Origin of the sequence: Flavobacterium petrolei (assembly GCF_003314435.2) — a bacterium.
GTDB lineage: Bacteria > Bacteroidota > Bacteroidia > Flavobacteriales > Flavobacteriaceae > Flavobacterium > Flavobacterium petrolei.
In genome coordinates this window covers 313,608-337,620 of sequence record NZ_QNVY02000002.1, presented here as the reverse complement: position 1 = coordinate 337,620, position 24,013 = coordinate 313,608, and the positions used below count along the sequence as shown (strand labels likewise).

Genomic DNA, 24,013 nt, shown 5'->3' with positions numbered 1-24,013 from the left:
TGAACCTAAATATTTCCTTTTTTTAATTCTTTTACTGCATAATCACAGGCACGAGCTGTTAAGGCCATGAACGTTAACGATGGATTTTGACAAGCGATAGAAGGCATACAAGAACCATCAGTAACAAAAACATTACTTACTTCATGCATTTGATTCCATTTATTTAAAACAGAATCTTTAGGATCATTACCCATTCTCGCGGTACCCATTTCGTGAATAGCCATTCCGGGATAGTAATCGTTATCATACGTTTTTACATTTTTAATTCCTGAAGCTTCCAGCATTTCGGCAGCATCATTCATCATATCTTCCCGCATTTTTGCTTCGTTACCCTTGGTTTCACAGTCAATGGCCAAAACCGGTTGTCCCCATTTGTCCTTTTTGGTATGATCGATGTACACTTTATTTTCATAATAAGGTAACATTTCCCCAAAACCACCCAAGCCCATACTCCAAGAATCAGCAGGCAATGACATGGTATCTTTAAAGTTTTCACCAAAAGCTAATTCGGCAACTTCCTTATGCCATAACCCTCTGCTGGCGCCACCTTGATATCCAAAACCTCTTAAATAGTCTCTTTTATCATTTCCAACATTTTGGTACCTTGGAATATAAATTCCATTGGCTCTTCTACCGTACGTATATTTATCCTCAAAACCTTCAGCACTTCCTTCAGCGCCACAACGGAAATGATGATCCATTAAATTATGTCCTAATTGTCCACTGGCGTTACCCATTCCATTTGGATGTGCTTCTGAAGTTGAATTTAATAATAGGAAAGTTGATCCTAATGTGGATGCGTTCACAAAAACAATTTTGGCATAAAACTCCATGGTTTCATTTGTTTCTGCATCAATAACCATTACCCCTTTTGCCTTTTTGGTGTCTTTATCATAAATGATATGATTCACTATAGAGTAGGGTCTTACGGTAAGCCTATTCGTTGCCATAGCAGCAGGCAATGTTGATGATTGTGTGCTAAAATATGCTCCAAACGGACAACCACGGCTGCATAAATTTCTATATTGACAACTACCACGTCCTTTATGAGGTACAGTTAAGTTTGCTGTACGGCCAATAGTCAGAATACGTGTTTTGTTATAATGTTTTTCAAGTCTTTCCTTAACTGATTTTTCAACGCAATTTAAATCCATTGGTGGCAAAAATTTACCATCGGGTAATAATGGCCAGTTTTCCGCTTGTCCACTGATTCCTACAAATTTCTCCACATAATCGTACCATTTAGTAAGGTCTTTATAACGAATAGGCCAGTCATTACCATGACCATCTTTAGCATTATCCTCAAAATTATGGTCACTAAAACGGTAACTTTGGCGACCCCACATTAAGGATTTTCCACCCACATGAAATCCTCTGTACCAGTCAAAACGTTTGTCTTCTGTGTATGGACATTCTAAATCATTAACCCACCATTTTTCGGTAGCTTCATTGTATGGATAATCTCTTGTTTGAACTGGATGTGTTCGTTTTTGTTCTTCTGTAAGTTTACCTGCATGTTCAAATTCCCAAGGAGCTTTCATTGCAGATTCATAATCTGTAATGTGTTCAATATTCATTCCGCGTTCTAACATCAAAACTTTTAAACCTTTTTCGGTAAGTTCTTTTGCAGCCCAACCACCACTAATTCCTGATCCTACTACAATAGCATCGTATGTATTTTCCGCTTTTAAATTGGTATTTATATTCACGTTTAGTTTTTTTATTTATTTAAATAGTTTAAGATAATAGCAAACAATTAATTGGTAGCCCAAGCTTTTTGTCCTGGTGTATAAGTTGCGCTTCCATCATAACGTCCAGGAACAGGTAAATATTCGCGCGCTTGTGTGCAACCTATTTCAGAAGAGTAATACCCAAGAAGAGTTAAATCTCTAGCTAATAAAAAGAATGAAGGAGCTCTATTGCTCGCAATTGCCTCATCACGCAATGAAGTCATTAGTTTTTGACGCTCTTCAACTGACATTGACAAGAAATCTTTACCAAAATCTTTAGAACATTGGTATTGCATTGCCTTTAATCCAGAAGCAAAAATTTCTTGCAGTTTTGCAGGATAACAATCTTTAATCATCATTGGAATAAAAGCACCCAGTCCTGCAGCCTTAGCTCCTGGCGAAGAGGCTGTGGTTGGTATAATGATGTCGGCGAATTCAGCCAAAATTTCCTCATCCGTAGCAGAAAAAGACACGTGATTTTTTTCTTGTTCGGGCAAAGTAAAACTTTCAAATAAAACGCCCATTGTAGTTGCTGAGATTGCGCTTCCCATCAAAAACGCAACGCTTTTAAGTGCTTCTCTTCTATTCATTTGCTAATTATTAAAATTGTTGATTATTCTTAAATTATTATAACTATACAATAATAAAGAAAAAAAAAACAGCTTAGTTTTTTTTATGTTAAAATATTGAATAATTCCATATTTTTCAAATTATTAAGGGAATCTCTTTATAAAATTCAGTAAACACTATCTGGAATCTATTATTACGATAAAAAATATATTTTTTGCAAGTCGGAAATGATTTAGAATTCTTTTTTTTGTCGTTTTTATTTCTAATAAATAAGTTTTAACTGATAAAATTTTACTTAATTTTTATTTTCAAGATTTTCAATGCGTTAAAATGACATTATCATCAATAATAGTACTTAAAAAAGAACTTTAAATTATGTAGCGAAATTCTGTGTTGATAAAATCAGAAATATTCTTGCTTTATAACCAAATAAAAGTTCAAATAAATAATAAGTAGAAGCTCTTTTTAAAGTGAAAATTCATTAAAAAGAGTTGCTAAAATGAAGATGTGATAAAGTTGTTAAGTTGGCAATTTTTTTTTATAAATACTAAAAATTTCAATTAATCTTAGAGAGTATAATTGATTTACATTTCAATTTGCCACAGGACAAGATGAAAAAGAGACAAAAGTAAGAAAGCCACGATTGTTTTAATCCAGGCTCTTATTCTCAGGTAAAATGAAAAATTGTCTCAATTTTTTTGAGTTTTTACTTAAGAAAGAGATGAATATTTGTTTAAAAACAACAAAATGAAGTCCCTCGAAAATAATCACAGAATATTTTACCTTTCAAATAATCCAAGTGTTCCGCCAACCCAATCTTTATCTTGGTTGAATTTTACACCTATCATTTCACCTCGGCTTAATCGTACTAAGTTGCAGACTAGAGTAGGAGCAGCATCCTCTTTTTTCCAGATGCAAAGTACACGAACTTCTGCTTTGACTTTTCCTTCAGGAGATTGTACAATAGGAAGGTAGTTCACCTTTTTTTGAAGAATATAATGCTCTTTTTCAACTACAGATTCGATATCTCCTTTTGTAACATGAAAAATAACGCCTGTCCCTGAAAATGAAAATAGTGGTTTTAGAACATAGTTTTCTAAATCTTTGGGGATTTCCTTGAGTTCGCTTAAAAGAGTAGTTTCAATAAAGTATTTCCCTTTTAAAAAAGGTAAAATAAATTTACTGATTCTGAAAAACCAATTAGGATGTCCTGCCCATTCCACATCAAGTTCATCAGAAAAATGGAAATTTAATTTTAAATCTGTTCGCAAATCCAATTCATCAAAAATAACCCGATTATAGATTCTTTTTACGAGAATTTCATCTCCGGTCGCATTTTTATAGAATAATTGTTTTCCTTTTTTGATTAAGTCAGTAACGCATACAATTGGAATTCCGATATCTCTTTTACAATAATAAAAATCAATCTTGGTATTTTGTTTTTCAGGTTCTATTTCAAGCAGAATAACATTTTCTTTTGGATGATGATTGCAAATTGCTTCTTCCAAAATATCCAAATATTCTTGTGGCTGAATATTATTTATAAAAGGAGTCAATTCACTAAGAAAAGGGAAATGGTTCTGGAACTTTTCATATAAATTAAACTGATAATTGTACAAAGAAGGAAATCCTTGTATTTCGATTAGTTTAGGAATAATTTGACCATCTTCTTCACAAATTCCAAAATCAATCGCTAAAAAAGTAGTGTGATTGTCCTCATTTGGAACGTTAGGGTTAAGTTCTAATGATTTGTTTGTGATTAACTTAAAGTCTTCTATCTGAATAAAAGCTATAACATCATTACAACCTTCAATTAGTTGTTCTTTTAACTCTTTCGAAATAAAAAAAGGGGTTTCAGCTAAGCGGAAAGTAGGCAAATAATTAAAATCGGAAGCAACATCATTTTTGAATTCCTGATATTTACTTTCTGTAAACTGAGCATTAAATAACTCCCGATATTTTGTAATCATTTGGAATATATTAAGTTAATTGGAAAATGTTTTTTTAGTTTTCATCAAGTCATTAATTGCTATTCGCAGAAAATTAGGAATCAAAGTTTCATTTGTTCTGTAAATCTTGTCATCATCTAATAAATCTTCCAGCATATTTCTGAATTTCTTTTTCCCTTTCATTTCCTTAATTTTTTCCTTCGCTTCTTTATTTCTTAGATGGGTTACAAAGCTTATCGGATCTGCTTCAGGATGAAATTGTGTACCTACAAAATAATCGGTAAAACGAACTGCCATGATCGCACGTTCGTATTGAACATGATCTCTGATTTTTTCTAATGAAATAATCTTGGCGCCTTTTTTCGCAAAAACACTTAACTTAGGTTGTACAACTTGGTAGTCTCTGGAATCAATCGCGTAAAAAGGATCTGCTAAACCCTCAAATAAAGGATCTGTTTTCCCTTCATTCGTTTTATGCATGGTCATCACTCCAAAAGAAGTATCATTTCTTTTGGTCACCGTTGCCAGTCCAAAATGCAGGCAGGCCATTTGAAAAGAATGACAAATAAATAAAACATGTTTTTTAACTGGGTTTTCAGCATTCCATTTGTTCAGCGAATCAATAAATTCATAGTATTTTACATCCCAATTTCCATCTCCAATTAATGGGTTTCCGGGACCACCGGTTGAAATATAAATATCAAAGGATTTTATATCAGGTAACTCGCTTTTTAGTCGAACATCAAATATTTTAAAATTCACCACCGGACTAAATCTGTTGATAATTTCAATAATACAACGCATTCCCTGATTAGGTTCTCCATTGTACATATCTAAAAGGGCGATTTTTATGATTTTATTGGACATAATCTATTTTTAAAAACAATGTGCAAAGGTAACTTATATTTTATGACGTCCGGCAAAACATACAAAGCGTTTTATTTTTATAATCCTTTAGTAAATTCACTAGTTATAAAGTCAACCACTCTGGACAAATCTCCCGTTTCTTGAAAAATTGCGAGTTGCTTATCAGCTCCGGTTCCGTTTTTCAGAATTTCATGAACGTAATTAATATCGGAACGACTTCCCAATTCGTCCACAACATCATCAATGAAATCAAGCAATTCCAGAATAAGCATTTTAGTTTCAACTTCTTTTTGTAAACCAAAATCAATCATGTTATTTTCAATCCCGTAACGTGCTGCACGAAATTTATTTTCTTTTATCAAAGCCAGTCTGTACACATTAAAACTGGTGTTATTCATATTCAATTTATATAGTTTGGCTACAATTGCTTGAATAATTGCGACAATACAAATGGTTTCATCTACAGTCAATGACATATCACAAATCCTGAATTCAATCGTATTGTAAAAAGGATGTAATCTTAAATCCCACCAAATCTTCTTAGGGTTATCAATACAATTCGTCTTTACCAAAGTTTCCAGATAATTATCATACGAACTAACTGAATCAAAATATTCCGGTAGACCCGTCCTTGGAAATTTATCAAAAACCTTTGTTCTAAAGGATTTATAGCCTGTTTGTCTTCCTTCCCAAAATGGGGAATTAGTCGAAAGCGCAAAGATATGCGGCAAGAAATAAGTAGCCTGATTCATCAATTGTAAGCCAATATCACGATTTTCAATACCTACATGACAATGCATTCCAAAAATCAAATTTGAACGCGCTGCATCCTGCAATTCATTTACAATATCGTGGTATCGGGGATCATCTGTAATGGGCTGATCTTGCCATTTTGAGAATGGATGCGTTCCCGCTCCGCCCACAATAAGATCTTGTTTGTCTGCTAATTCAACGATTTTCGAACGTAAAAACCGAATCTCATTTTTGGCATCATTTACATTATTGCAAATATTAGTGCCCACTTCAACCACAGATTGATGCATTTCAGCCTTAACCTGCTCATTCAAAATTATCTTTGCACCATCCACAATTTTGGATAAATGCGACCGTAAATCTCTAGTTTCAGGATCTATAATTTGATATTCTTCTTCTACACCAAGTGTAAAAACAGGTAATTTCTTTAACATAATTATTTTTTTAGTGTTCAGTCGCAGTCGCAGTTTTCAGTCTGTTTACTGAATACCGTGACTGAAAACTATTTTACTGCATCTTTGATAAAAGTACCCCATGTCAGGTTCATTTTTCCAGATTTTTGTTTTTTTGCAGCAGCGATTGCCATTTTCGCAGCTTCTTCCACAACCCATTCAAAATTTTCAGCACCTACAGAAGTCAACTCGGCATCAGGAGCTGGATTTCCAAAGTCTATCGCATAAGGGATTCCATCTCTAACGGCAAATTCTACTGTATTAAAATCGTATCCCAAACCTTTACACAGTCTTAAAGTATAATCTTTTATGGTGGCCAACAATTTTTTATCTACCGGAGGACCATCAATTACATAACGCAAATGATGCGGATTTCTTGGTTCATATTGCATAATCCTAACGGCCTTACAACCCAAACAATATACTCTGAAGTATTCCGTAAAAACGATTTCCTCTTGCAACATCATCACTAACTGTCCCGTTTCCTGATGTTTTTCCCAAAACTCTTCAATGTTTTCCAAGCGGTAAACGTTTTTCCAACCACCGCCAGAATAAGGTTTCATGTAGGCCGGAAAGCCAATATATTCAAATATTCCTTCCCAATCCATTGGGTACTTTAAGTTTCGGAATGATTTTCCGGTCGTATCCGTAGGATGTTCTGCAGAAGGAAGAATCACTGTGTTGGGAAGTGGAACTCCAAGTGTGTCAGCTAATGCATTATTGAAAAATTTATCATCAGCACTCCACCAGAAAGGGTTGTTAATTACATTTGTTCCTGTCAAAGCTGCGTTTTTTAAATAGGCGCGATAAAAAGGAACATCTTGTGAAATGCGGTCAATAATTACAGCATATTCTCCATCCTTATTCTGAACTACCTTATCTATAGCTACTGCTTCCGCAATGATTCCCTTTTCGTTTTTTGAATTGACACGATCAATAAATGCTTGTGGAAAAGTGTCTTCCATTCCAAATAAAATTCCAATTTTTTTCATCATGATACGTTTATAAATTACTTAATTTTATTTTTTTTCTTTTGGTACTGGAATCTAAAAAAATCTGATTCTTGATAAGTAGTGCGGAAACATTTCTTTCCAAACCGGCCAGTCGTGTTTGTGTTCCTGACGAATATCTAGCCAGTGATGCATATTTCTATCGCTTAAAACTTTACTTAATTTTAGATTGGCATCAAAACAAATATCCCAGTTTGAAGTTCCAAGGACAATATCCATATTCCATAATTCTGGATCATTAAGACCATAGAGATAATCTTCCGGACTGTTATAAAAAACGTCGTCATTATGAAAACCATCCAAAAAACTCTTGATATTGAAAGCGCCGCTCATAGAAAATAAGTGACTCACATAACCGGGATGTCTAAATGCAAAATTTGCGGCATGATAACCACCAAAACTGCAACCTGCCATAGCTACTTTGCCTGAGGGAGTATTGTTTTTTACCCTCTCAACTAGTTCATGGCAAATCATCTTGTCATATCTGACATGATTTTCTATACGGTGAACGGGATGGATATTTTTATTGTAAAAACTGTCTTTGTCAATACTATCCGGACAAAATATTTGGATTAAACCTTGCTCAAGGTACCATTTTGCGGATTCTATCAATCCCATATCTTTATTTTCATGGTAACTTCCCATAGAAGTTGGAAATAAGATTACAGGATATCCCGCATGTCCAAAAACCAACATTTCAATATCTCTATTTAAATTTGGGGAATGCCATTTGAAATATTCTTCCTTCATAAAATTACTTTTAACAATTATAATGAAAAAAATTATACAAATTTCAGATAAAAACTAACTTAACTGATAATTATTATAAAAAAGATTAGGATTATGAAATTAGAAAGAAATAGTAATATTTACATTAAGAAGCAGCAAATTTTTAAATTATAAACAATAAATGAAGTTGTTTTAACATTGTGGAGTTTTAAATCCAAAGCGAATTTCATTTTCAAATCACGGATAAATATCTCCTAAAATTACTATTTGAAATAGATTCATCAATTATACACGTAACGAAATATTGCCTTTAACAGCTTTTTTAAATCTCAAACAGCTGCACTTGGCTTTTTAATCGTTCTACCAGCATACTCATCATTCTTTTGTTGATATTTGAAGAGTTTTTTACATAAACAGCATATTCATCGGCGGTGAATAAACCGATAATCATTCCCTTCAAAGCGTTTCTGAACTTGATGTCTTTTTGGATTGCTTTTTCTATAATAGTTGACTTTTTATCAGCAGAATTACTGTAAAAATCAACTTTATTTTTGCTTATATAATTAGTAAATGACGCTATAAACAAATCATTTTGTAGCTTTAAAATGGGACGAAGCACTTCATTTTGAAATGATTCTTCCGTAGTAGATTGTGTGGTTACGGAACCGATTGTCTGTCCTCGAAATTCTTTTAAAAAAGTATCGCGTGTGTTCATTTTTTTTTCTTTAAAATTAAAACAAAATGAAATAGGAATAGCTTATTTTTACATTTATATATAAAAAATTTATGAGATTTCATACTAGAAAATGGGTTAAACCAGAAGACTTAAATCCAAATGGAACTTTATTTGGAGGTAAATTATTAGCTTGGATTGATGAAGAATTGGCTTTATACACAATTATTCAATTAGAAAACACCAGAATTGTCACCAAGTACATGTCTGAGATCAATTTTAGAAGTTCGGCAAGACAAGGTGATATTATCGAAATTGGAATTGATGTTATAAAATTTGGGAATACTTCACTCACGCTCAAGTGCGAGGCGAGAAATATGATGACCCGCGAAACAATAATTACAATAGATCATACTACAATGGTCAATTTGGATGCCGATGGAAAACCAAAAGCGCATGGCAAAACAGCAATTGAATATGTAAAAGATCGTTTGTAGTTTTTGAAAATTTGATTAGAAACGTCTTTGTAATTTTAATTGAAAAAACACTATCAACTAGGAAATTCGTTTTCTGTGGCTGTCTCGAAAATTTCTAAGTCAAAATATCCTACTGAAGCAATGATGTGGTCAAATATATCCGACATAATGTACTCGTAATTTTCAAATCGTTTGTCATGTGAAAATGCGTAAACCTCAAGCGGAACCCCATGTGACGTAGATTGCAACTGGCGACAAAGCATCATCATGTCCTTGTTTAATTCCGGATAATTAAACAGGTATTCCGTAATATACTTTCGAAATAATCCTAAATTAGTCAAATTTCTTCCATTGATAGCAATTGATTTATCAATTTTATTAGCAGTATTATATTCGTCTATTTCTAATTTTCGGGTGTCAATATAATCCGAAATAAGATGAATTTTTTTCAAGTCATTCAATTCGGCTTCCTCCAAAAACCGAATACTGCTTGTTTTGATCAGAATGTGTCTTTTGATGCGTCGCCCGTCAGAATTTAGCATTCCTCGCCAGTTTTGAAACGAATCAGAACTTAAACTATAGGTGGGAATTGTAGTTGTAGTATTGTCAAAATTTCGAACTTTTACCGTAGCCAAATTGATTTCAATCACATCTCCATCAGCTCCAAATTTATCCATTGTAATCCAGTCACCAATTCGAACCATATCATTAATAGAAACCTGAACACTAGAAACAAAACCTAAAATAGTGTCCCTAAAAATCAAGATTATCACCGCGGAAACCGCTCCTAAAATGGTTAAAAGCTCCTTTTGATCAATATCAAATAACTTAGAAATAATTAAGGTTATTCCAATTACCCATAGCATTATCATGATTACCTGAATAAAACTGTCGATTGGTTTGTCGCTAAATCTCGGTTTTAATTTTAAATAATCGCGTAAAGCATTGAATATCGTACGTATAATCCATAAAACCAGAATGATGATGTAGATTCCAACCAATTTTCCAAAAAAACCTTCCCAATATTCAAATCGATCTAAAATAATTGGAACTGATTTGTAAATAAACAACAGCGGAATTAAGTGTGCGATGTATTTCGCCGTTTTGTTGGTTACCAGTAAATCATCAAATTTAGTTTTGGTTTTTTGGGCAATAACGGCCATAATGGTAACCAAAATAAGCCTGAAAATCACGTATATCACATACGCCATTACACACAAAAAAATAATGTTTAGCACTAAGCTAATATAGGAAGCTGAACTGCTTCCAAATCCCCATTTTCTAAATATAGGGTATAGAAAAGTGAATGTTTTTTCTATGTATTTATACATTTTTCAGGTATTTTCTTTCTATGTAAAAAGTACCAAATGGAGGAATTGACGCAATACAAATTATAAAATATTTTTTAAAATCCCACTTTTCTTTAAATTTTAAAATTGTTGCAAGAACTATGTATAAAGTAAATAATATCCCATGCACCATACCAATATGTTTAACATAAAAAGGATCATTATAAATATATTTCATTGGCATTGCAAAGAAAAACAATAGTAAAGCAGATATTCCCTCTATTATTGCAGTAATTTTAAAAATCTTAAGCATTTGAATTTATTTAAATTTAATGTGCAAAAATAAGTATTAAGTTTGATTTTTAGCGCATTGATTCCTAAAGTAAATTACTTTTGTATCCTTAAACTTTGATAATGAGTAAACGCGATTTAAAAAAATACTTAGCCGAACTAAATAAGGAGCAACTCGAAGAACAAATTATCGAATTGTACGAGAAATTCAGTCCCGTAAAAGTCTATTATAATTTTGTTTTTAATCCAAAGGAAGAAACGCTTTTACAGGAATGCAAACTCAAAATTTCCAATGAATATTATCCGTTCAAAAAGGCGGGAAGACGCAGCAAACCAAAAATGCGTCGCTCTGTTGCTCAAAAATATATCAAGCATTTCCTTCTTTTGGGAGTAGATCCCTTTGTAATTGCTGATGTCATGCTGTACAATATTGAAATTGCGCAAACATTCTCATCCGAACATGATATAAAACAAGATTTGTTTTTCAAAAGTATGTTCAATTCTTTTGAACAAGCAGTAATTTTCTTGATTTCAAACGGAATTCTGAATGACTTTAAACCAAGAATAACTGCGATTCATGACGAAACTATCAAACAAAAATGGTACAACGAACCTGAATTTAATGCTATTATAGAGCGATTTGAATATTAATATCCTGCATAATTCAATTTTATTTAATCAATCGCATTTTTTTTATTTAAAATTGACAATTAAACTGTTTTTTAGGCGTATTTTTGCAAAAATCCAACAATAAGCAATGTCCCAAAACACTTTAGAAATAGAAATCGAAGACAAAAAAGAACTTTATGCGTACCAAAAAGGCGATATCGATGCCATATTTGAACGCATTGATAATGCACCACCACAGCATCATTTGTTATACCAATTGCCGACAGGCGGTGGAAAAACAGTAGTTTTTTCTGAAATCGTACGACGTTATTTGTCTCAACACGATAAAAAAGTAGTTGTTTTAACACACCGAATTGAGTTGTGTAAGCAAACTTCAAAAATGTTGAAAGGTTTTGATGTGAAAAACAAAATCATCAACAGTAAAGTAAAAGAACTTCCGGACCAAAACGATTATTCTTGTTTTGTGGCCATGGTCGAGACTTTGAAAAACCGTATCAATGATGAAAAATTACATTTGGATAATGTAGGATTGGTAATCATCGATGAGGCACATTACAATTCTTTCCGAAAATTATTAAGCTCTTTCAAAAATGCCTTTATATTAGGAGTAACAGCTACGCCTTTAAGTTCGAATATAAAATTGCCAATGCATGAAAGCTACGATGAGTTAATCGTAGGAGACACCATTAGTTCGTTGATTGCAAATGGATTTTTAGCAAAAGCGGTAACCTATAGCTATGATGTGGGTTTAACCTCGCTAAAAGTAGGTATCAACGGGGATTACACTGTTAAATCATCAGATGATTTATATACGAATATGGCCATGCAGGAAAAATTATTGCATGCTTATACGGAGAAATCTTTAGGCAAGAAAACCTTAATTTTCAATAATGGTATCAATACGTCTTTATATGTGTATGAAACATTTAGAGAAGCCGGTTATGCCATTCGCCACTTAGATAATACCAGCAATAACGAAGAAAGAAAAGATATTTTGCATTGGTTCAAGCACACGCCGGATGCTATTTTGACTTCAGTTGGAATTCTTACCACCGGATTTGATGAGCCAACCGTAGAAACAATTATTCTGAACAGAGCAACAAAATCACTGACATTATATTATCAAATGATTGGTCGTGGTTCTCGAAAATTACCTAATAAAGATACTTTCAACGTTATCGATTTAGGAAATAATGCTGCCCGATTTGGATTGTGGAGCGAGCCTGTAAACTGGCAGCACATTTTTAAATCACCAGAATTTTACCTTGAAAATTTACGTGATGATACAGAAATTGAATTGTATTTTAAATACAGTATGCCTCCTGAAATCCGTGCAAAATTCAGTAAAACCGAAGTAGTAAATTTTGATGTCGATGAAGAGCACAAACTCATTATCAAACAAAATCTGCGCTCTAAAGAAGTTTTGGAAAAATCATTGGAGCAACACGCTGCCATGTGTGTAGACAATTCGGATACATTACAAGAAGCAAAAGCATTAGGAAAACTGCTGGATGACGATATCGATTGCCGCATCAAGCGCTATTCAAAATGTTTGAGTCAGTGCAGCAAAAATTACCGCGAATGGCTTGTTGACGATTACAAACTGAAACTTGTATTGTTAACAGGGAAAAAATATCGTGAAAAAATAATGAACGAACCGGACGAAGATTAATATTTCTTTTTCAAGGAGCTAATCCTGCTATTCGTTGCAAATAAAATTCACTGAACTCTGATTAAAATAAAAGTAGTGTGAAGTAATCTTTTCCTTTTTGAAGAAAAAAAGGAAAAGCATTTCCACTGCTATCAGGGCTAAAAATTACGTTTACAAAACAACTATTTTATAAAATATAAAATCCAAAAATATGCCAAAACAATTCTCTGATTTAGGAATTTCAGCACCAATAATAAAAGCGATTACCGAATTGAAAATTGTTGTCCCAACAGAAATTCAACAAAAAGCAATTCCATTACTTTTATCAAATACTACGGATTTGGTTGGTCTTGCTAAAACTGGTACAGGAAAAACAGCAGCTTTTGGATTGCCTATTTTACAATTAATTGATACTAATTTACCAGTGATACAAGCTGTTATTTTAGTTCCAACTCGGGAATTAGGACATCAGATTTTTTCTAATTTAGAAAGTTTTGCAAAATATTTACCTGAAGTTTCTATTGCGGCAACTTGTGGAGGAATTCCAATTAAACCACAAATAGAGCGACTTTCATTGTCAACACATATTGTTGTGGCAACTCCTGGCAGATTGATTGATTTGATTCAGCGTAAAGCCATCAACTTAAAAGAAACCAAATTCCTTGTGCTCGACGAAGCTGATGAAATGGTTACGATTTTGAAAGAAAGTTTAGATGAAATTGTAGCAGAGTTACCTCCAGCACATAAGACTTTTTTATTCTCGGCAACCATGCCCGGGACTATCAAACAATTGATTCAGAACTATTTGAACAAAAATGTGGTACAAGTTAGTGCCAACATGGAAACGATGGGAAATCAAGGAATTGACCATGAATATATAGTAGTTGATCCTATCGAAAAACTGGATGTTTTAATGCATTTCTTGAATTCTAAAGAAGGAGAACGCGGAATTATCTTTTGTAAAACGAAAGCAGCTGTCAATAAATTAGCAAAAAATCTGGCAATCAATAGGTTCTCATCAGGTGCATTACACGGCAGTTTATCCCAAGGAATTAGAGATAGAATCATGGAGCAATTCCGTGAAGGACATATCAATATATTAGTAGCGACAGATTTAGCAGCGAGAGGAATTGACGTAAAGGAAATTTCTTATGTGGTGAATTATCATTTGCCAGATGTTTATGAAGCATACGTACATCGTAGTGGTAGAACGGCAAGAGCAGGAGCAAAGGGACTTTCTTTAACTGTTTTGCAACCCGAAGAAGTAGTTGAAATCGCTGATTTCGAAAAAGAATTAGGAATAAAATTTACTCAGTTCAAAAAACCAACCGTTGCCAGTATCGAAGAAAACAATACTTTGTTATGGGCAAAGCAAATTTTCAAGACAAAACCCAATCATGATGTTGCTCCAGAATTAAAAGAAAAAATAAAAACCGTTTTTCATCATTTGACTAAAGATGAGTTAATTGAAAAATTATTGGCTAATTATATATTGCAAAATAAAAATGAACCAACAGAAAAACCGGTTAAAAGACAAAAAATGAAGTAAAATTTATAAGTTTTTTAATACTTGTATATTTAATCACATCCATAAATAGCTTATATTTATGGATGTTTTTTTTTTGATTGAATATTAAATAATACTTTATGGAAATTGTAATAATAGGTGGAGGATTTGCGGGAATTAATCTTGCTAAAGAACTAGTAAACGAAAAAGGTATCAACGTAACGCTCGTAGATAAAAACAATTATAATTTCTTTGCTCCGCTTATATATCAGGTTGCAACGGCTTTTTTAGAACCGTCCAGTATCAGTTATCCATTTCGAAAATTTTTCTCAGGGAAAAAAAATCTACAATTCCGTCTTGGAAATTTATTAAAAGTAAATCCTTCCGAAAATAAAATCATCCTCAACAATGGAGAATTAACATACGATTACCTAGTTTTTGCCACTGGTGCCGAAACAAGTTATTTTGGAATGGAAAACGTAAAGAAAAATGCTATTCCAATGAAAACGTTGAATGATGCCATTGTGATGCGTAATACATTATTGAAAAATTTGGAAAAAGCAGCCATTTGCAAAGACATTCGCGAACGCCGAAAATTATTAACTATTGTTGTGGCTGGCGGCGGTCCAACAGGAGTGGAAGTTTCTGGAATGTTTGCTGAAATGCGTAAAAGTATTTTGTTGAAAGAATATCCGGAATTAAGTACTACCGCAAGCAATATTTATCTGGTTGACGGCGCAAATGCCGTATTATCACCTATGAGTAAAGCATCGCAGGAAGACACACTGGATGCATTGACAAAATTGGGTGTTGTAGTAAAATTAAATACTACTGTGGTGGATTATATTGATGACACCGTGTATTTTGGAAATGGCGAAACCATTCAAACCAAGAACTTGATTTGGGCCGCAGGAGTTTCTGCAAAAATATTTGAAGGAATTCCGGCTGAGAGTTATGGTCGTGGAAAGAGAATGGCTACTGATGCCTTCAATAAAGTAAATGGTACCGAAAATATCTATGCAATAGGCGATACTTGTATTCAACTTACAGATACCGATTTTCCTAATGGTCATCCACAAGTGGCTCAGGTTGCGATTCAACAAGGGATAAATTTGGCAAATAATTTTAAGAGAATGAGTCGAAAAAAGCCATTAAAACACTTTAAATATAATGATAAAGGATCTATGGCTATTATTGGAAAAAATAAGGCTGTAGTGGATCTGCCAAAACCAAAAATGCATTTCAAAGGCTTTTTTGCCTGGATTATATGGCTGTTTATTCATCTCATCTCATTGATTACTTATCGCAACAGAGTGAAAACATTCTTTAACTGGATGATTGCTTACTTCGCTAAAGATCAATCACTGCGAATGATTATCAGACCCGATAAAAAGATAAAGGCAGAAGTAAAATAATACTGAATCGAATCTATATTTAATGAACTATTACAATTTCTTCATCACCTGAATTTGTAATAGTTTTTTTTATGTTTCGTTTTCCAAAAATTAAAATAATCAGTGCCAGAATTGTAGAAACTGTCATAATCCAAACCATTGGCAACATAGAATTTTTTACAAAAACGCCCACTGCAAAAGATGCTAAAGCACCTAAACCTAACTGAATCGCACCCATCAATGCGGAGGCACTACCGGCATTTCTTGAAAATGGAGCAAGGGTAAGTCCCGCAGTATTGGGATTTGAGATGCCTAAACACGCCAGAAATAAAAACAACATTGCAATGGTTTCATATAAACCTAAAAGATCATTCATTGCCAAAATCAGAAATAAAACACTAATTCCTGCCTGTGAAACTAATGCACCTAGAATCATTTGTTCACTATTGAATTTTCTTAATAACAATGAATTTAATTGGCTGGCACTTATAAAACTTAAAGACATAAAGGCAAATATCCAGCCATACGTTTTTGCATCAACTTCAAAAATATCCATAAATAAAATAGGAGAAGCCGCAACATAAGTAAACAATCCGGAGAAAGCGATGGCTCCAGCAAAAGCGTACGTATAAAATTGAGGTTCTTTTAGAATACTAATAAAATTGGTGATAATAGGTTTTGGTTTTAAAGAAATAGAAGTATCAGGCAAATAGCTGTTTGGTAAAACAATTTGGGCAGCTATAAGAATTACAATTCCCATGCACATCAATATAAAAAATACGGTATGCCAGCCATAATCTGCGGTAACGTAACCACCAATAGTCGGCGCCAGCATTGGCGAAAGCCCAACAACTAACATTAATAAAGAAAATACTTTTGGAATATCTTTTACTGGAAACAAATCCCGAACCATAGAAACAGAAGCTACTGTAGCAGCACAACTACCAACAGCTTGAATAAATCGTAATCCAATAAAAGTATCAATATCAGTTACAAAAACGCAACCTAATGATGCTAATATGTAAACTAACAATCCTATAAATAAAGGTTTTTTTCGACCAAAACGGTCTAATAAAGGTCCGTAAAGCAATTGTCCTGCGGAAATTCCGATAAAATAACTGGATAAGGTCATCGAGACATTGGCAACAGAAGTATTCAAATCTTTAGCAATTCCTGCAAAACCAGGCAAATACATGTCTATTGAAAAAGGACCTAAAGCTGTTAATGAGCCTAAAATCAGGATCAATTTGATATATCTTGTTTTTGTCATTTCGGAATCGCTCATGAAAATTGGGATTTTTTAATTTTTTGCAAAGGTAAATAATTAACATCCGAATCGAGACACTTTCCTGCTTTATATAACAAATTGAAATCAATCAATCTTTTAAAAAAAAAAGCAATTTAAATATTGATTAAATAAGATTCCTTATAAATTTTTTGATACACATCCTTGCTGAACATAAAGAGTTGGGATGGTCTTTTTGAAACACCTACTTGTTTTTCATCCAAGGCAATAATATACTTTTTCGTCAGCAGTTTTCTTCTGAAATTTCGATTATCCATTTCATTTCCCAGTATTGATTCATATGTATCCTGCAATTCATTGAAAGTGAATTTATCCGGTAAAAGTTCAAAAATAATAGGTTTATATAGTGCTTTTTCTTTTAAATCAGCGTAGGCTTCATTTATAATATCTTTGTGATCAAATCCTAATTCCGGTAAATTACTGACAGGAAACCACTGTGCTTCATGTTTGTTATTTTCTAAATTTACTTCTTGAGTTTTCAATAAAAAATAATACGCAATTGTTATGGTACGTTGGTTGAAATTTTCATTTTGGGCCCAAATAATATCTTTTTCATTCATCAAACGATTTGGATCTCCAAAAACTTTAAACTGTTTTTTATAAACATTATCAAGCCCTGTTAACTCCTTCAAAACTCTGGTTGCAGTTTCATCTATGGTTTCCTGCTCAAATGTATGGTAGCCCGTAAGAACATAATCGTTAACCAACGGTTTGTGATTTTCCTTAGATTCTAAATAGCGTTTTATCAATAATACGTTAAGTGATTTGGTAGTGCCGTCAAAACCAAAAACGACGCAGTCTACAGATATATTTGGAATTATTTTAGACATAATAAAGAGTGAGAATATAAATAATTTTTCAAAGAGGCAATGTTACGCAACATCTTTTCCTACTACAAAACTAATGATTTATTTATAATTAAATATTTTCTAAAATATGAATTACTTTTGTAATTAAACGTCACTATTACGTTATATGTATTTTATAACAAATTAATTCATATTTATTAAAAAAGTACATTATTATGCTAATATTTGTCATATATAGATAATTTTTAAGTTTTTTTTATTGCTAATTAAAAAAAAATAATACATTTGAAAAATAATAATCAAAATGACGCTTAATATTAAAAAGCTTTTATAATATTGTAAAACCAAATTTTTGACCTGAAATAGATTCAAGTATTTGATATATTAAGAGCATAAAAAAATAAAATTTAAGTATATAATAGTTACCGTTCATAAAATTTAAAACCACCAAAAACTTATTTGAGCCATTTTTTAAAATAAAACTTCTATGCAAAAAGCACTTTTTATATTCTTATTTTCAATACTGTTCATGCCAATTTATTCACAGGTGGTTATAACTAATTCGAATTTTTCATTAGGAACAACGGGTCGAATCGGGGTTGGGCTTTCGCCAAATGGTGAAGGAAACATGTGGAAACCTTTGAATCTTTCCGGCCAAGGATCATTAGGCGGACGTTTAGAACAAACGGATTACATCGATATCTTACCTGCCATACACTTTTCTCCAAAAATTGACGGTAAAGACAGCACAAACGTAACGTTCCAAATGCGTTTGGGAATGTATTCTGCCAATGGTCAGTTTGTAGGAAATGTAAGTTCCCGTTCTAATAATGGGTTGACTTTTATTCTTCCCGAAGCTTATATTGAAGCCAGAAATATCATGGGAAGTAAATGGTCTGCGTGGGCAGGGTCTCGTTTTCGTCGCTATGATGACATTCATATCAGTGATTATTTTTATTTTGATGATCATTCCGCGCAAGGTTTTGGCGTAAGCCATAAAAACACAGAACTAACCATGTTAATGCCAGCTTCTGCTGATTCAACAAATGTGTATCCTTATAATTATGAAGTTACCGTTGCCGGCGCAACAAATCCTGCTATTCGCCAACGCATGGTTTGGATTGGGGAACATAGTTTTCATTTGAAAAATGATAATGTCATCAAACTTTTGGGGGAGTTTCATTATGTTGCTGACAACTCAAAAAATGCTTCTAAAAACTATCCATCGGATAACGGCTGGGTCGCTGGAATTAAATACAATAATCCATTTAAAACTGCTTTACCGGGTTCGTTCAATCAGCTTTCGGTACGATATGGTTCCGGTATTGCAAATGGGGGCGATAACGGAAACACTTTTACTTGGGCAACTTACGGAGCGCCAGATTCTGAAGGAAAATACACAAATGCGTATTCCTTTACCATGGTGGAGCATTTTCTGCTAAACCTCTCGCAGAAATTCAGTATCAACGGATATGGCGTTTTCACAAAAAGCAAAGGTGGTTCTGCCAATACGAATACGGACGAGTATTTCAATGGTAATCAATTGTATAATCAAAAAACGGATTTCGTAGTTGGTTTCAGAAGCTTCTTTTATGTAACGAAGTGGTTGCACTTGATTGAAGAAGTGCATTATGCCGTACGAAAAGATGGTGATAATCCAGAAGCCAATATGTGGAAATTTTCTTTTGTTCCCACCATTGTGCCCTTAGGAAAAAAAGACCCTTGGAGCCGTCCACACATCAGACTTATAGCCACGTTAGCACACTACAACGATTACGCCAGCAATCATAACTATTCTCCTTTTTTACAAGTGAACCAAAAACGTTGGGGCTCTTTTATTGGAGTAAAAACGGAATGGTGGTTGTTTTAAGAAATAAATTTAAAATTATATAGATATGCCAATTTTTGGAACAACAATTTTATCATTTATCCCCGGATGGACTGCTGAAGGAGGCCGTTTTGCAATAGAAAAGACCGCTGAATATGGTTTTGATATGCTTGAAATTATCCTACCAAGTTCATTAGATTTCGATGCTGAAACAACAAAAAAACTACTTGACGACAACCGTATTTCCGGTCGTTGTACATTGAATTTACCCGCAAACTGTCACATTCCTTTATATCCTGAACAAGCAACATCGCTTATAAAATCAGCTCTTGACAAAGTAGCCGAAATGGAAGGTGATTTTTTAGGAGGGGTTTTGCATTCCGCAATTGGAACGTTTACCGGAAATCCTTGTACTAAAGAAGAAAGAATAATTATTCAGCAAGTATTTACGGAAGTTGCTGATTATGCCAACAAAAGAAATATCACTATTGCTCCCGAACCTATTAATCGGTATGAAAGTTACGTTTTTACTGCTGCAGATGAAGTGCTTGATATGATTGAATCTATCGGAAAACCTAACATAGGATTGCACCTGGATACTTTTCACATGAATATTGAAGAGCGAAATTTCTATGATCCCATTATTCGTGTAGGAAACAGATTAAAACATATACATATAACGGAAAGTGATCGCGGTATGACCGGTGAAGGCAACGTGCATTGGGATGATTTTTTCAAAGCTTTGGCAGCCATTGACTATCAAGGTCCGCTAGTTTTGGAGAATTTTTCTTCAGAAATTACAGCATTAGTTGGACCAACTTCCTTGTGGAGACCTTCTAAATACAACTCAGAAGATCTCGCCAAAGGTAGTCTTGCTTTTATGAAGAAAATGGTAGACAAATGGTATCCCAATCAACTATAAATAAACCTAAAAAAAAGTAATTGTTCAATGCTTTTTTACAATAAAAATCAAAAAAATGAAAAAGAAATTAAACGGTGTTTGTTTTGGAGAAATCCTTTTTGATGTATTTCTCGAGCACAAAAAAATTGGTGGAGCCCCATTGAACGTAGCTTCAAGATTAAATTCGCTAGGAGGGAAGGTTTCCGTTATCAGTGGAGTAGGGAACGATTTAAACGGAAAAGAATTAATAGAGTATTTGAATGTTTCAGGAATTAACACTGATGCTGTTCAAGTGAAGGATAATTATCCAACGGGTTTAGTCAATGTTATTTTGAATGAAAAAGGAAATGCTTCGTATGATATCAATTATCCTTCAGCGTGGGACAAAATTGAAATTTCAAATGAGAATATTTCTATTGTTGAAAAAGCAGACTTTTTTGTTTACGGAAGTTTATCTTCTAGAGATTTAGTTTCCAGAAAAACATTGGAACAACTTTTAGCGGTAGCAAAATATAAAATATTTGATGTGAATTTAAGAGTGCCACATTACACCAAGAAAAATGTTTTGGATTTATTGCATGCAGCTGATTTTATTAAGTTTAACGATGATGAGTTAAATGAAATTTGCGAAGATTTAAATTCAAATAAAAGGTCATTGGAGCAAAATATCAAATTCATTGCAAAGGAAACCAACACTGATACTGTTTGTGTTACTCTTGGATCTCATGGCGCAGTTTTATATTGTAATGATACTTTTTATCATAATTGTGGTTTCAAAGTAAATGTAGTTGATACTGTGGGTTCAGGAGATTCATTTTTAGCTTCCTTAATTATAATGTTGTTGAATGGAGAAGACCCACAATACGCCATTAATTTTGCCAGTGCCGTAGGTGCAATTGTTGCCCAAAATGAAGGCGCAAACCCAGTAATTTCATCCTCGGAAATCGATGATTTCTTATCTGGATTTGATAAAATAGAAACGAAAATCAAGGAATCAGCAACAATTCATAACTAACCAATTAAACCAACCCAACAATGAATCAATTCAAAAAAATCCCTGTAGTCAGTAAGGAATTCGCTTTTCAATTTATCATCATAACCATATTATTTGCGCTGTGGGGAATTGCCAATGATTTAACAACTCCGATGGTTTCAACTTTCAAAAAAGTGATGCCGGAACTATCAAATACACAAGCGTCATTAGTACAATTTGCTTTTTATTTTGGCTATTTCTTCATGGCATTGCCAGCGGCATTATTCATTAGAAAATACAGCTATAAATCGGGAATAATAGTAGGGCTTATTTTATATGCAACGGGTGCTTTTTTATTCTATCCGGCAGCACATTACCAAAGTTATACATTTTTTCTTATTTCATTATGGGTGATTACTTGTGGATTAGCATTTCTGGAAACTACTTCAAACCCTTTGATTTTATTCCTTGGAAATAAAGAAACCGCAACCCAGCGTTTGAATTTAGCGCAAGCATTTAACCCAATTGGAGCGATAACTGGATTAGTGATGGCGCAGTTTTTAGTTATTAAAGAAATAAAATCAGATGACTATACTCAAGAAGCGTATAAAGCTTTAACCTCAAGTGAGTTGGCCAGTATTCGTGAAAATGATTTAGATATTATAAGTATCCCGTATATTGGATTAGGAATTTTTGTCTTAGTAATTTTAATCATTATTATTTTAACAAAAATGCCTAAAACGGCACAAGAAGATAAAATGTCGGTATCGGAATCATTTAAAAAGTTATTTGCAAATAAAAATTACAAACATGGCGTAATTGCGCAAGCTTTTTATGTTGGTGCGCAAATTATGTGTTGGACCTTTATTTTTCAATATGTAGACAACATCAATAAAACATTCGGATTAGATTTAACGGCCACATATTACAACATAGCGGCCATGATTTTATTTTTAATGGGCCGATGGATTGGAACTGGTTTAATGAAAACCATAAATCCTTCAAAAATATTAATGTTATTTGGTATTGGAGGAGTTATTTGCGCAGCTGGAGCGATTGTATTACAAGGAATGCCTGGATTAATTTCGCTGGTTTGTATTTCAATTTTCATGTCCGTTATGTTTCCAACAATTTATGGAATAGCACTAAAAGATATGGGAGACGAAGCAAAAATTGGGTCTGCAGGTTTAGTTATGGCTATCGTTGGTGGCGCACTGATGCCGGTTTTACAAGGAAGTATTTTAGATTTAGGCGGATCGGGTTTTGCAGATATTAAATTATTTGGTTTTATTCCAGAAGTTAATTTTTCTTTTATTTTGCCATTGATATGTTTGGCTGTAGTTGCGTATTATGGGTATAGTACGTTTATAACATCCAAGAAAATTGTAGTTACAGTTTAAATTTAAAAAAGAAAAGACACGAATAATGTATGTTCATTGTTCGTGTCTTTATGTTTTATATAGATACATCATAAATAAGAGTTTATTAAAAGTACATTATAAAGTTATAATATTACAAGACATCTAAATGAACTATAATTTATATTATGTAAAATAGAATTTGTAAGAAACCAGTATATATACCATAAAAAAAGAGCATCTACTATTGCAGATGCTGTTTATGAAATTATAAAAATCTATCAACTTACTTTACTGAAAATGGTATCATCCAATTATCCCAATTCAACGAAACCCTATCTTTTTCGATAACGTAAACTAATTTTTCAGTTTTCGATTTAGCAACTTCTTGCTTAACCGTAACTCTTAATTGATCTTCATTTTCTTTATATTTATAAGCTCCCCATTGTTTGGCTTCTTTATTGAAAATTATTGTACATTCTTTGTCATTTGGTATTATGAAGAAAGAATATTTACCAGCTGGCAATTTAGCACCTTCTATCAAAACCTCTTTATCAGTTTCAAAAGTTGTAGCATCATTGGCTCCAGCACGCCAAACTTGATTAAATGGAACCAATTTTCCCCAAATCTCTCTACCTTTTACCGAAGGACTTCCATAATTAATGGTGATTGTGGCTCCATTAATTTTACCGGTAACAACTTCCTTTGTTGTTATGGGTTTATCCTGCGCATTAATAAAATTCACAATCAATAATGCAATAAGAGAAAAATGTATTTTTCTAAGTACTTTCATAATTTAAATGTATTGGTTAAGGTATAAAAGTAAAAAAAGTTGACATAATTCATCATATTGCTCTTTTAATTTAT

22 protein-coding genes are annotated in these 24,013 nt (G+C 33.1%); 9 read left to right on the top strand and 13 right to left on the bottom strand.

What is annotated here, in order from left to right; all coding sequences use genetic code 11:
- Nucleotides 1-5: 5 nt before the first annotated feature.
- The 8 genes from DR871_RS08000 to DR871_RS07965 all read right to left on the bottom strand — a co-directional run bounded on the left by DR871_RS08000 (nucleotide 6) and on the right by DR871_RS07965 (nucleotide 8,775).
- Nucleotides 6-1,709, bottom strand: a complete 1,704-nt coding sequence (locus DR871_RS08000; RefSeq protein ID WP_113665765.1) for a GMC oxidoreductase — start codon at nucleotides 1,707-1,709, stop codon at nucleotides 6-8.
- 47 nt (nucleotides 1,710-1,756) lie between these two features.
- The gene (locus DR871_RS07995) at nucleotides 1,757-2,320 is read right to left on the bottom strand and encodes a gluconate 2-dehydrogenase subunit 3 family protein (protein WP_113665766.1); all 564 of its coding nucleotides are present in this window, start codon (nucleotides 2,318-2,320) and stop codon (nucleotides 1,757-1,759) included.
- A 759-nt stretch (nucleotides 2,321-3,079) separates the two neighbouring features.
- The gene (locus tag DR871_RS07990; protein WP_113665767.1) at nucleotides 3,080-4,270 is read right to left on the bottom strand and encodes a hypothetical protein; all 1,191 of its coding nucleotides are present in this window, start codon (nucleotides 4,268-4,270) and stop codon (nucleotides 3,080-3,082) included.
- A 15-nt stretch (nucleotides 4,271-4,285) separates the two neighbouring features.
- Nucleotides 4,286-5,116 carry a type 1 glutamine amidotransferase gene (locus DR871_RS07985; protein ID WP_113665768.1) on the bottom strand — a complete coding sequence of 277 codons (831 nt, stop codon included), beginning with the start codon at nucleotides 5,114-5,116 and terminating at the stop codon, nucleotides 4,286-4,288.
- Nucleotides 5,117-5,193: 77 nt separating this feature from the next.
- On the bottom strand, nucleotides 5,194-6,303 hold the full coding sequence (locus tag DR871_RS07980) for a carboxylate-amine ligase (RefSeq protein WP_113665769.1): 1,110 nt from the start codon (nucleotides 6,301-6,303) through the stop codon (nucleotides 5,194-5,196).
- Nucleotides 6,304-6,371: 68 nt separating this feature from the next.
- Entirely contained in the window at nucleotides 6,372-7,316 is a 945-nt protein-coding gene (locus DR871_RS07975) for an ATP-grasp domain-containing protein (RefSeq protein WP_207209801.1), read from the bottom strand.
- A 51-nt stretch (nucleotides 7,317-7,367) separates the two neighbouring features.
- A complete protein-coding gene (locus DR871_RS07970; protein WP_113665771.1) occupies nucleotides 7,368-8,081 on the bottom strand; it encodes an esterase family protein in 714 nt (237 codons plus the stop codon).
- Between the two features lie 301 nt (nucleotides 8,082-8,382).
- The gene (locus DR871_RS07965) at nucleotides 8,383-8,775 is read right to left on the bottom strand and encodes a glyoxalase (RefSeq protein ID WP_113665772.1); all 393 of its coding nucleotides are present in this window, start codon (nucleotides 8,773-8,775) and stop codon (nucleotides 8,383-8,385) included.
- Nucleotides 8,776-8,846: 71 nt separating this feature from the next.
- Here DR871_RS07965 and DR871_RS07960 point away from each other — a divergent pair, with 71 nt between their 5' ends.
- The gene (locus DR871_RS07960; RefSeq protein ID WP_091169740.1) at nucleotides 8,847-9,230 is read left to right on the top strand and encodes an acyl-CoA thioesterase; all 384 of its coding nucleotides are present in this window, start codon (nucleotides 8,847-8,849) and stop codon (nucleotides 9,228-9,230) included.
- 53 nt (nucleotides 9,231-9,283) lie between these two features.
- Here DR871_RS07960 and DR871_RS07955 read toward each other — a convergent pair whose 3' ends face one another.
- Nucleotides 9,284-10,540: a mechanosensitive ion channel family protein gene (locus tag DR871_RS07955; RefSeq protein WP_113665773.1), complete on the bottom strand. Its 1,257-nt coding sequence runs from the start codon at nucleotides 10,538-10,540 to the stop codon at nucleotides 9,284-9,286.
- Nucleotides 10,533-10,811 carry a DUF3817 domain-containing protein gene (locus tag DR871_RS07950; protein ID WP_113665774.1) on the bottom strand — a complete coding sequence of 93 codons (279 nt, stop codon included), beginning with the start codon at nucleotides 10,809-10,811 and terminating at the stop codon, nucleotides 10,533-10,535. Before DR871_RS07950 ends, DR871_RS07955 begins: the two co-directional genes overlap by 8 nt.
- 101 nt (nucleotides 10,812-10,912) lie before the next feature.
- Between DR871_RS07950 and DR871_RS07945 the strand changes: the two genes are divergently transcribed.
- The 4 genes from DR871_RS07945 to DR871_RS07930 all read left to right on the top strand — a co-directional run bounded on the left by DR871_RS07945 (nucleotide 10,913) and on the right by DR871_RS07930 (nucleotide 15,992).
- On the top strand, nucleotides 10,913-11,440 hold the full coding sequence (locus tag DR871_RS07945; RefSeq protein ID WP_113665775.1) for a DUF6155 family protein: 528 nt from the start codon (nucleotides 10,913-10,915) through the stop codon (nucleotides 11,438-11,440).
- 106 nt (nucleotides 11,441-11,546) lie between these two features.
- Nucleotides 11,547-13,091, top strand: coding sequence for a DEAD/DEAH box helicase (locus DR871_RS07940; protein WP_113665776.1), 1,545 nt, complete (start codon nucleotides 11,547-11,549; stop codon nucleotides 13,089-13,091).
- A 190-nt stretch (nucleotides 13,092-13,281) separates the two neighbouring features.
- Nucleotides 13,282-14,619: a DEAD/DEAH box helicase gene (locus DR871_RS07935; protein ID WP_113665777.1), complete on the top strand. Its 1,338-nt coding sequence runs from the start codon at nucleotides 13,282-13,284 to the stop codon at nucleotides 14,617-14,619.
- 98 nt (nucleotides 14,620-14,717) lie between these two features.
- On the top strand, nucleotides 14,718-15,992 hold the full coding sequence (locus DR871_RS07930) for an NAD(P)/FAD-dependent oxidoreductase (RefSeq protein ID WP_113665778.1): 1,275 nt from the start codon (nucleotides 14,718-14,720) through the stop codon (nucleotides 15,990-15,992).
- A 19-nt stretch (nucleotides 15,993-16,011) separates the two neighbouring features.
- Here the strand turns inward: DR871_RS07930 and DR871_RS07925 are convergent, their stop codons facing one another.
- Entirely contained in the window at nucleotides 16,012-17,241 is a 1,230-nt protein-coding gene (locus DR871_RS07925; RefSeq protein ID WP_113666055.1) for a multidrug effflux MFS transporter, read from the bottom strand.
- Between the two features lie 131 nt (nucleotides 17,242-17,372).
- Nucleotides 17,373-18,107 carry an NUDIX hydrolase gene (locus DR871_RS07920; protein WP_241258561.1) on the bottom strand — a complete coding sequence of 245 codons (735 nt, stop codon included), beginning with the start codon at nucleotides 18,105-18,107 and terminating at the stop codon, nucleotides 17,373-17,375.
- Between the two features lie 466 nt (nucleotides 18,108-18,573).
- Between DR871_RS07920 and DR871_RS07915 the strand changes: the two genes are divergently transcribed.
- The 4 genes from DR871_RS07915 to fucP are packed head-to-tail and all read left to right on the top strand — an operon-like array spanning nucleotide 18,574 to nucleotide 23,188.
- Nucleotides 18,574-19,956, top strand: coding sequence for a carbohydrate porin (locus tag DR871_RS07915; RefSeq protein WP_113665780.1), 1,383 nt, complete (start codon nucleotides 18,574-18,576; stop codon nucleotides 19,954-19,956).
- A gap of 25 nt (nucleotides 19,957-19,981) precedes the next feature.
- Nucleotides 19,982-20,836, top strand: a complete 855-nt coding sequence (locus tag DR871_RS07910; RefSeq protein WP_113665781.1) for a sugar phosphate isomerase/epimerase family protein — start codon at nucleotides 19,982-19,984, stop codon at nucleotides 20,834-20,836.
- Between the two features lie 55 nt (nucleotides 20,837-20,891).
- On the top strand, nucleotides 20,892-21,830 hold the full coding sequence (locus DR871_RS07905; protein WP_113665782.1) for a carbohydrate kinase family protein: 939 nt from the start codon (nucleotides 20,892-20,894) through the stop codon (nucleotides 21,828-21,830).
- A 20-nt stretch (nucleotides 21,831-21,850) separates the two neighbouring features.
- Complete coding sequence (fucP, locus tag DR871_RS07900; RefSeq protein WP_113665783.1) at nucleotides 21,851-23,188, top strand: L-fucose:H+ symporter permease; 1,338 nt, start codon at nucleotides 21,851-21,853, stop codon at nucleotides 23,186-23,188.
- Between the two features lie 244 nt (nucleotides 23,189-23,432).
- Here the strand turns inward: fucP and DR871_RS07895 are convergent, their stop codons facing one another.
- The gene (locus tag DR871_RS07895) at nucleotides 23,433-23,939 is read right to left on the bottom strand and encodes a DUF2911 domain-containing protein (RefSeq protein WP_113665784.1); all 507 of its coding nucleotides are present in this window, start codon (nucleotides 23,937-23,939) and stop codon (nucleotides 23,433-23,435) included.
- Between the last annotated feature and the right edge of the window lie 74 nt (nucleotides 23,940-24,013).

What these genes read in the sequence shown, in the direction of transcription:
- DR871_RS07995 (WP_113665766.1), bottom strand. Translation starts at nt 2,320, where the DNA reads ATGAATAGAAGAGAAGCACTTAAAAGCGTTGCGTTTTTGATGGGAAGC.
- DR871_RS07990 (WP_113665767.1), bottom strand. Translation starts at nt 4,270, where the DNA reads ATGATTACAAAATATCGGGAGTTATTTAATGCTCAGTTTACAGAAAGT.
- DR871_RS07985 (WP_113665768.1), bottom strand. Translation starts at nt 5,116, where the DNA reads ATGTCCAATAAAATCATAAAAATCGCCCTTTTAGATATGTACAATGGA.
- DR871_RS07980 (WP_113665769.1), bottom strand. Translation starts at nt 6,303, where the DNA reads ATGTTAAAGAAATTACCTGTTTTTACACTTGGTGTAGAAGAAGAATAT.
- DR871_RS07975 (WP_207209801.1), bottom strand. Translation starts at nt 7,316, where the DNA reads ATGATGAAAAAAATTGGAATTTTATTTGGAATGGAAGACACTTTTCCA.
- DR871_RS07970 (WP_113665771.1), bottom strand. Translation starts at nt 8,081, where the DNA reads ATGAAGGAAGAATATTTCAAATGGCATTCCCCAAATTTAAATAGAGAT.
- DR871_RS07965 (WP_113665772.1), bottom strand. Translation starts at nt 8,775, where the DNA reads ATGAACACACGCGATACTTTTTTAAAAGAATTTCGAGGACAGACAATC.
- DR871_RS07960 (WP_091169740.1), top strand. Translation starts at nt 8,847, where the DNA reads ATGAGATTTCATACTAGAAAATGGGTTAAACCAGAAGACTTAAATCCA.
- DR871_RS07955 (WP_113665773.1), bottom strand. Translation starts at nt 10,540, where the DNA reads ATGTATAAATACATAGAAAAAACATTCACTTTTCTATACCCTATATTT.
- DR871_RS07950 (WP_113665774.1), bottom strand. Translation starts at nt 10,811, where the DNA reads ATGCTTAAGATTTTTAAAATTACTGCAATAATAGAGGGAATATCTGCT.
- DR871_RS07945 (WP_113665775.1), top strand. Translation starts at nt 10,913, where the DNA reads ATGAGTAAACGCGATTTAAAAAAATACTTAGCCGAACTAAATAAGGAG.
- DR871_RS07940 (WP_113665776.1), top strand. Translation starts at nt 11,547, where the DNA reads ATGTCCCAAAACACTTTAGAAATAGAAATCGAAGACAAAAAAGAACTT.
- DR871_RS07935 (WP_113665777.1), top strand. Translation starts at nt 13,282, where the DNA reads ATGCCAAAACAATTCTCTGATTTAGGAATTTCAGCACCAATAATAAAA.
- DR871_RS07930 (WP_113665778.1), top strand. Translation starts at nt 14,718, where the DNA reads ATGGAAATTGTAATAATAGGTGGAGGATTTGCGGGAATTAATCTTGCT.
- DR871_RS07925 (WP_113666055.1), bottom strand. Translation starts at nt 17,241, where the DNA reads ATGACAAAAACAAGATATATCAAATTGATCCTGATTTTAGGCTCATTA.
- DR871_RS07920 (WP_241258561.1), bottom strand. Translation starts at nt 18,107, where the DNA reads ATGTCTAAAATAATTCCAAATATATCTGTAGACTGCGTCGTTTTTGGT.
- DR871_RS07915 (WP_113665780.1), top strand. Translation starts at nt 18,574, where the DNA reads ATGCAAAAAGCACTTTTTATATTCTTATTTTCAATACTGTTCATGCCA.
- DR871_RS07910 (WP_113665781.1), top strand. Translation starts at nt 19,982, where the DNA reads ATGCCAATTTTTGGAACAACAATTTTATCATTTATCCCCGGATGGACT.
- DR871_RS07905 (WP_113665782.1), top strand. Translation starts at nt 20,892, where the DNA reads ATGAAAAAGAAATTAAACGGTGTTTGTTTTGGAGAAATCCTTTTTGAT.
- fucP (WP_113665783.1), top strand. Translation starts at nt 21,851, where the DNA reads ATGAATCAATTCAAAAAAATCCCTGTAGTCAGTAAGGAATTCGCTTTT.
- DR871_RS07895 (WP_113665784.1), bottom strand. Translation starts at nt 23,939, where the DNA reads ATGAAAGTACTTAGAAAAATACATTTTTCTCTTATTGCATTATTGATT.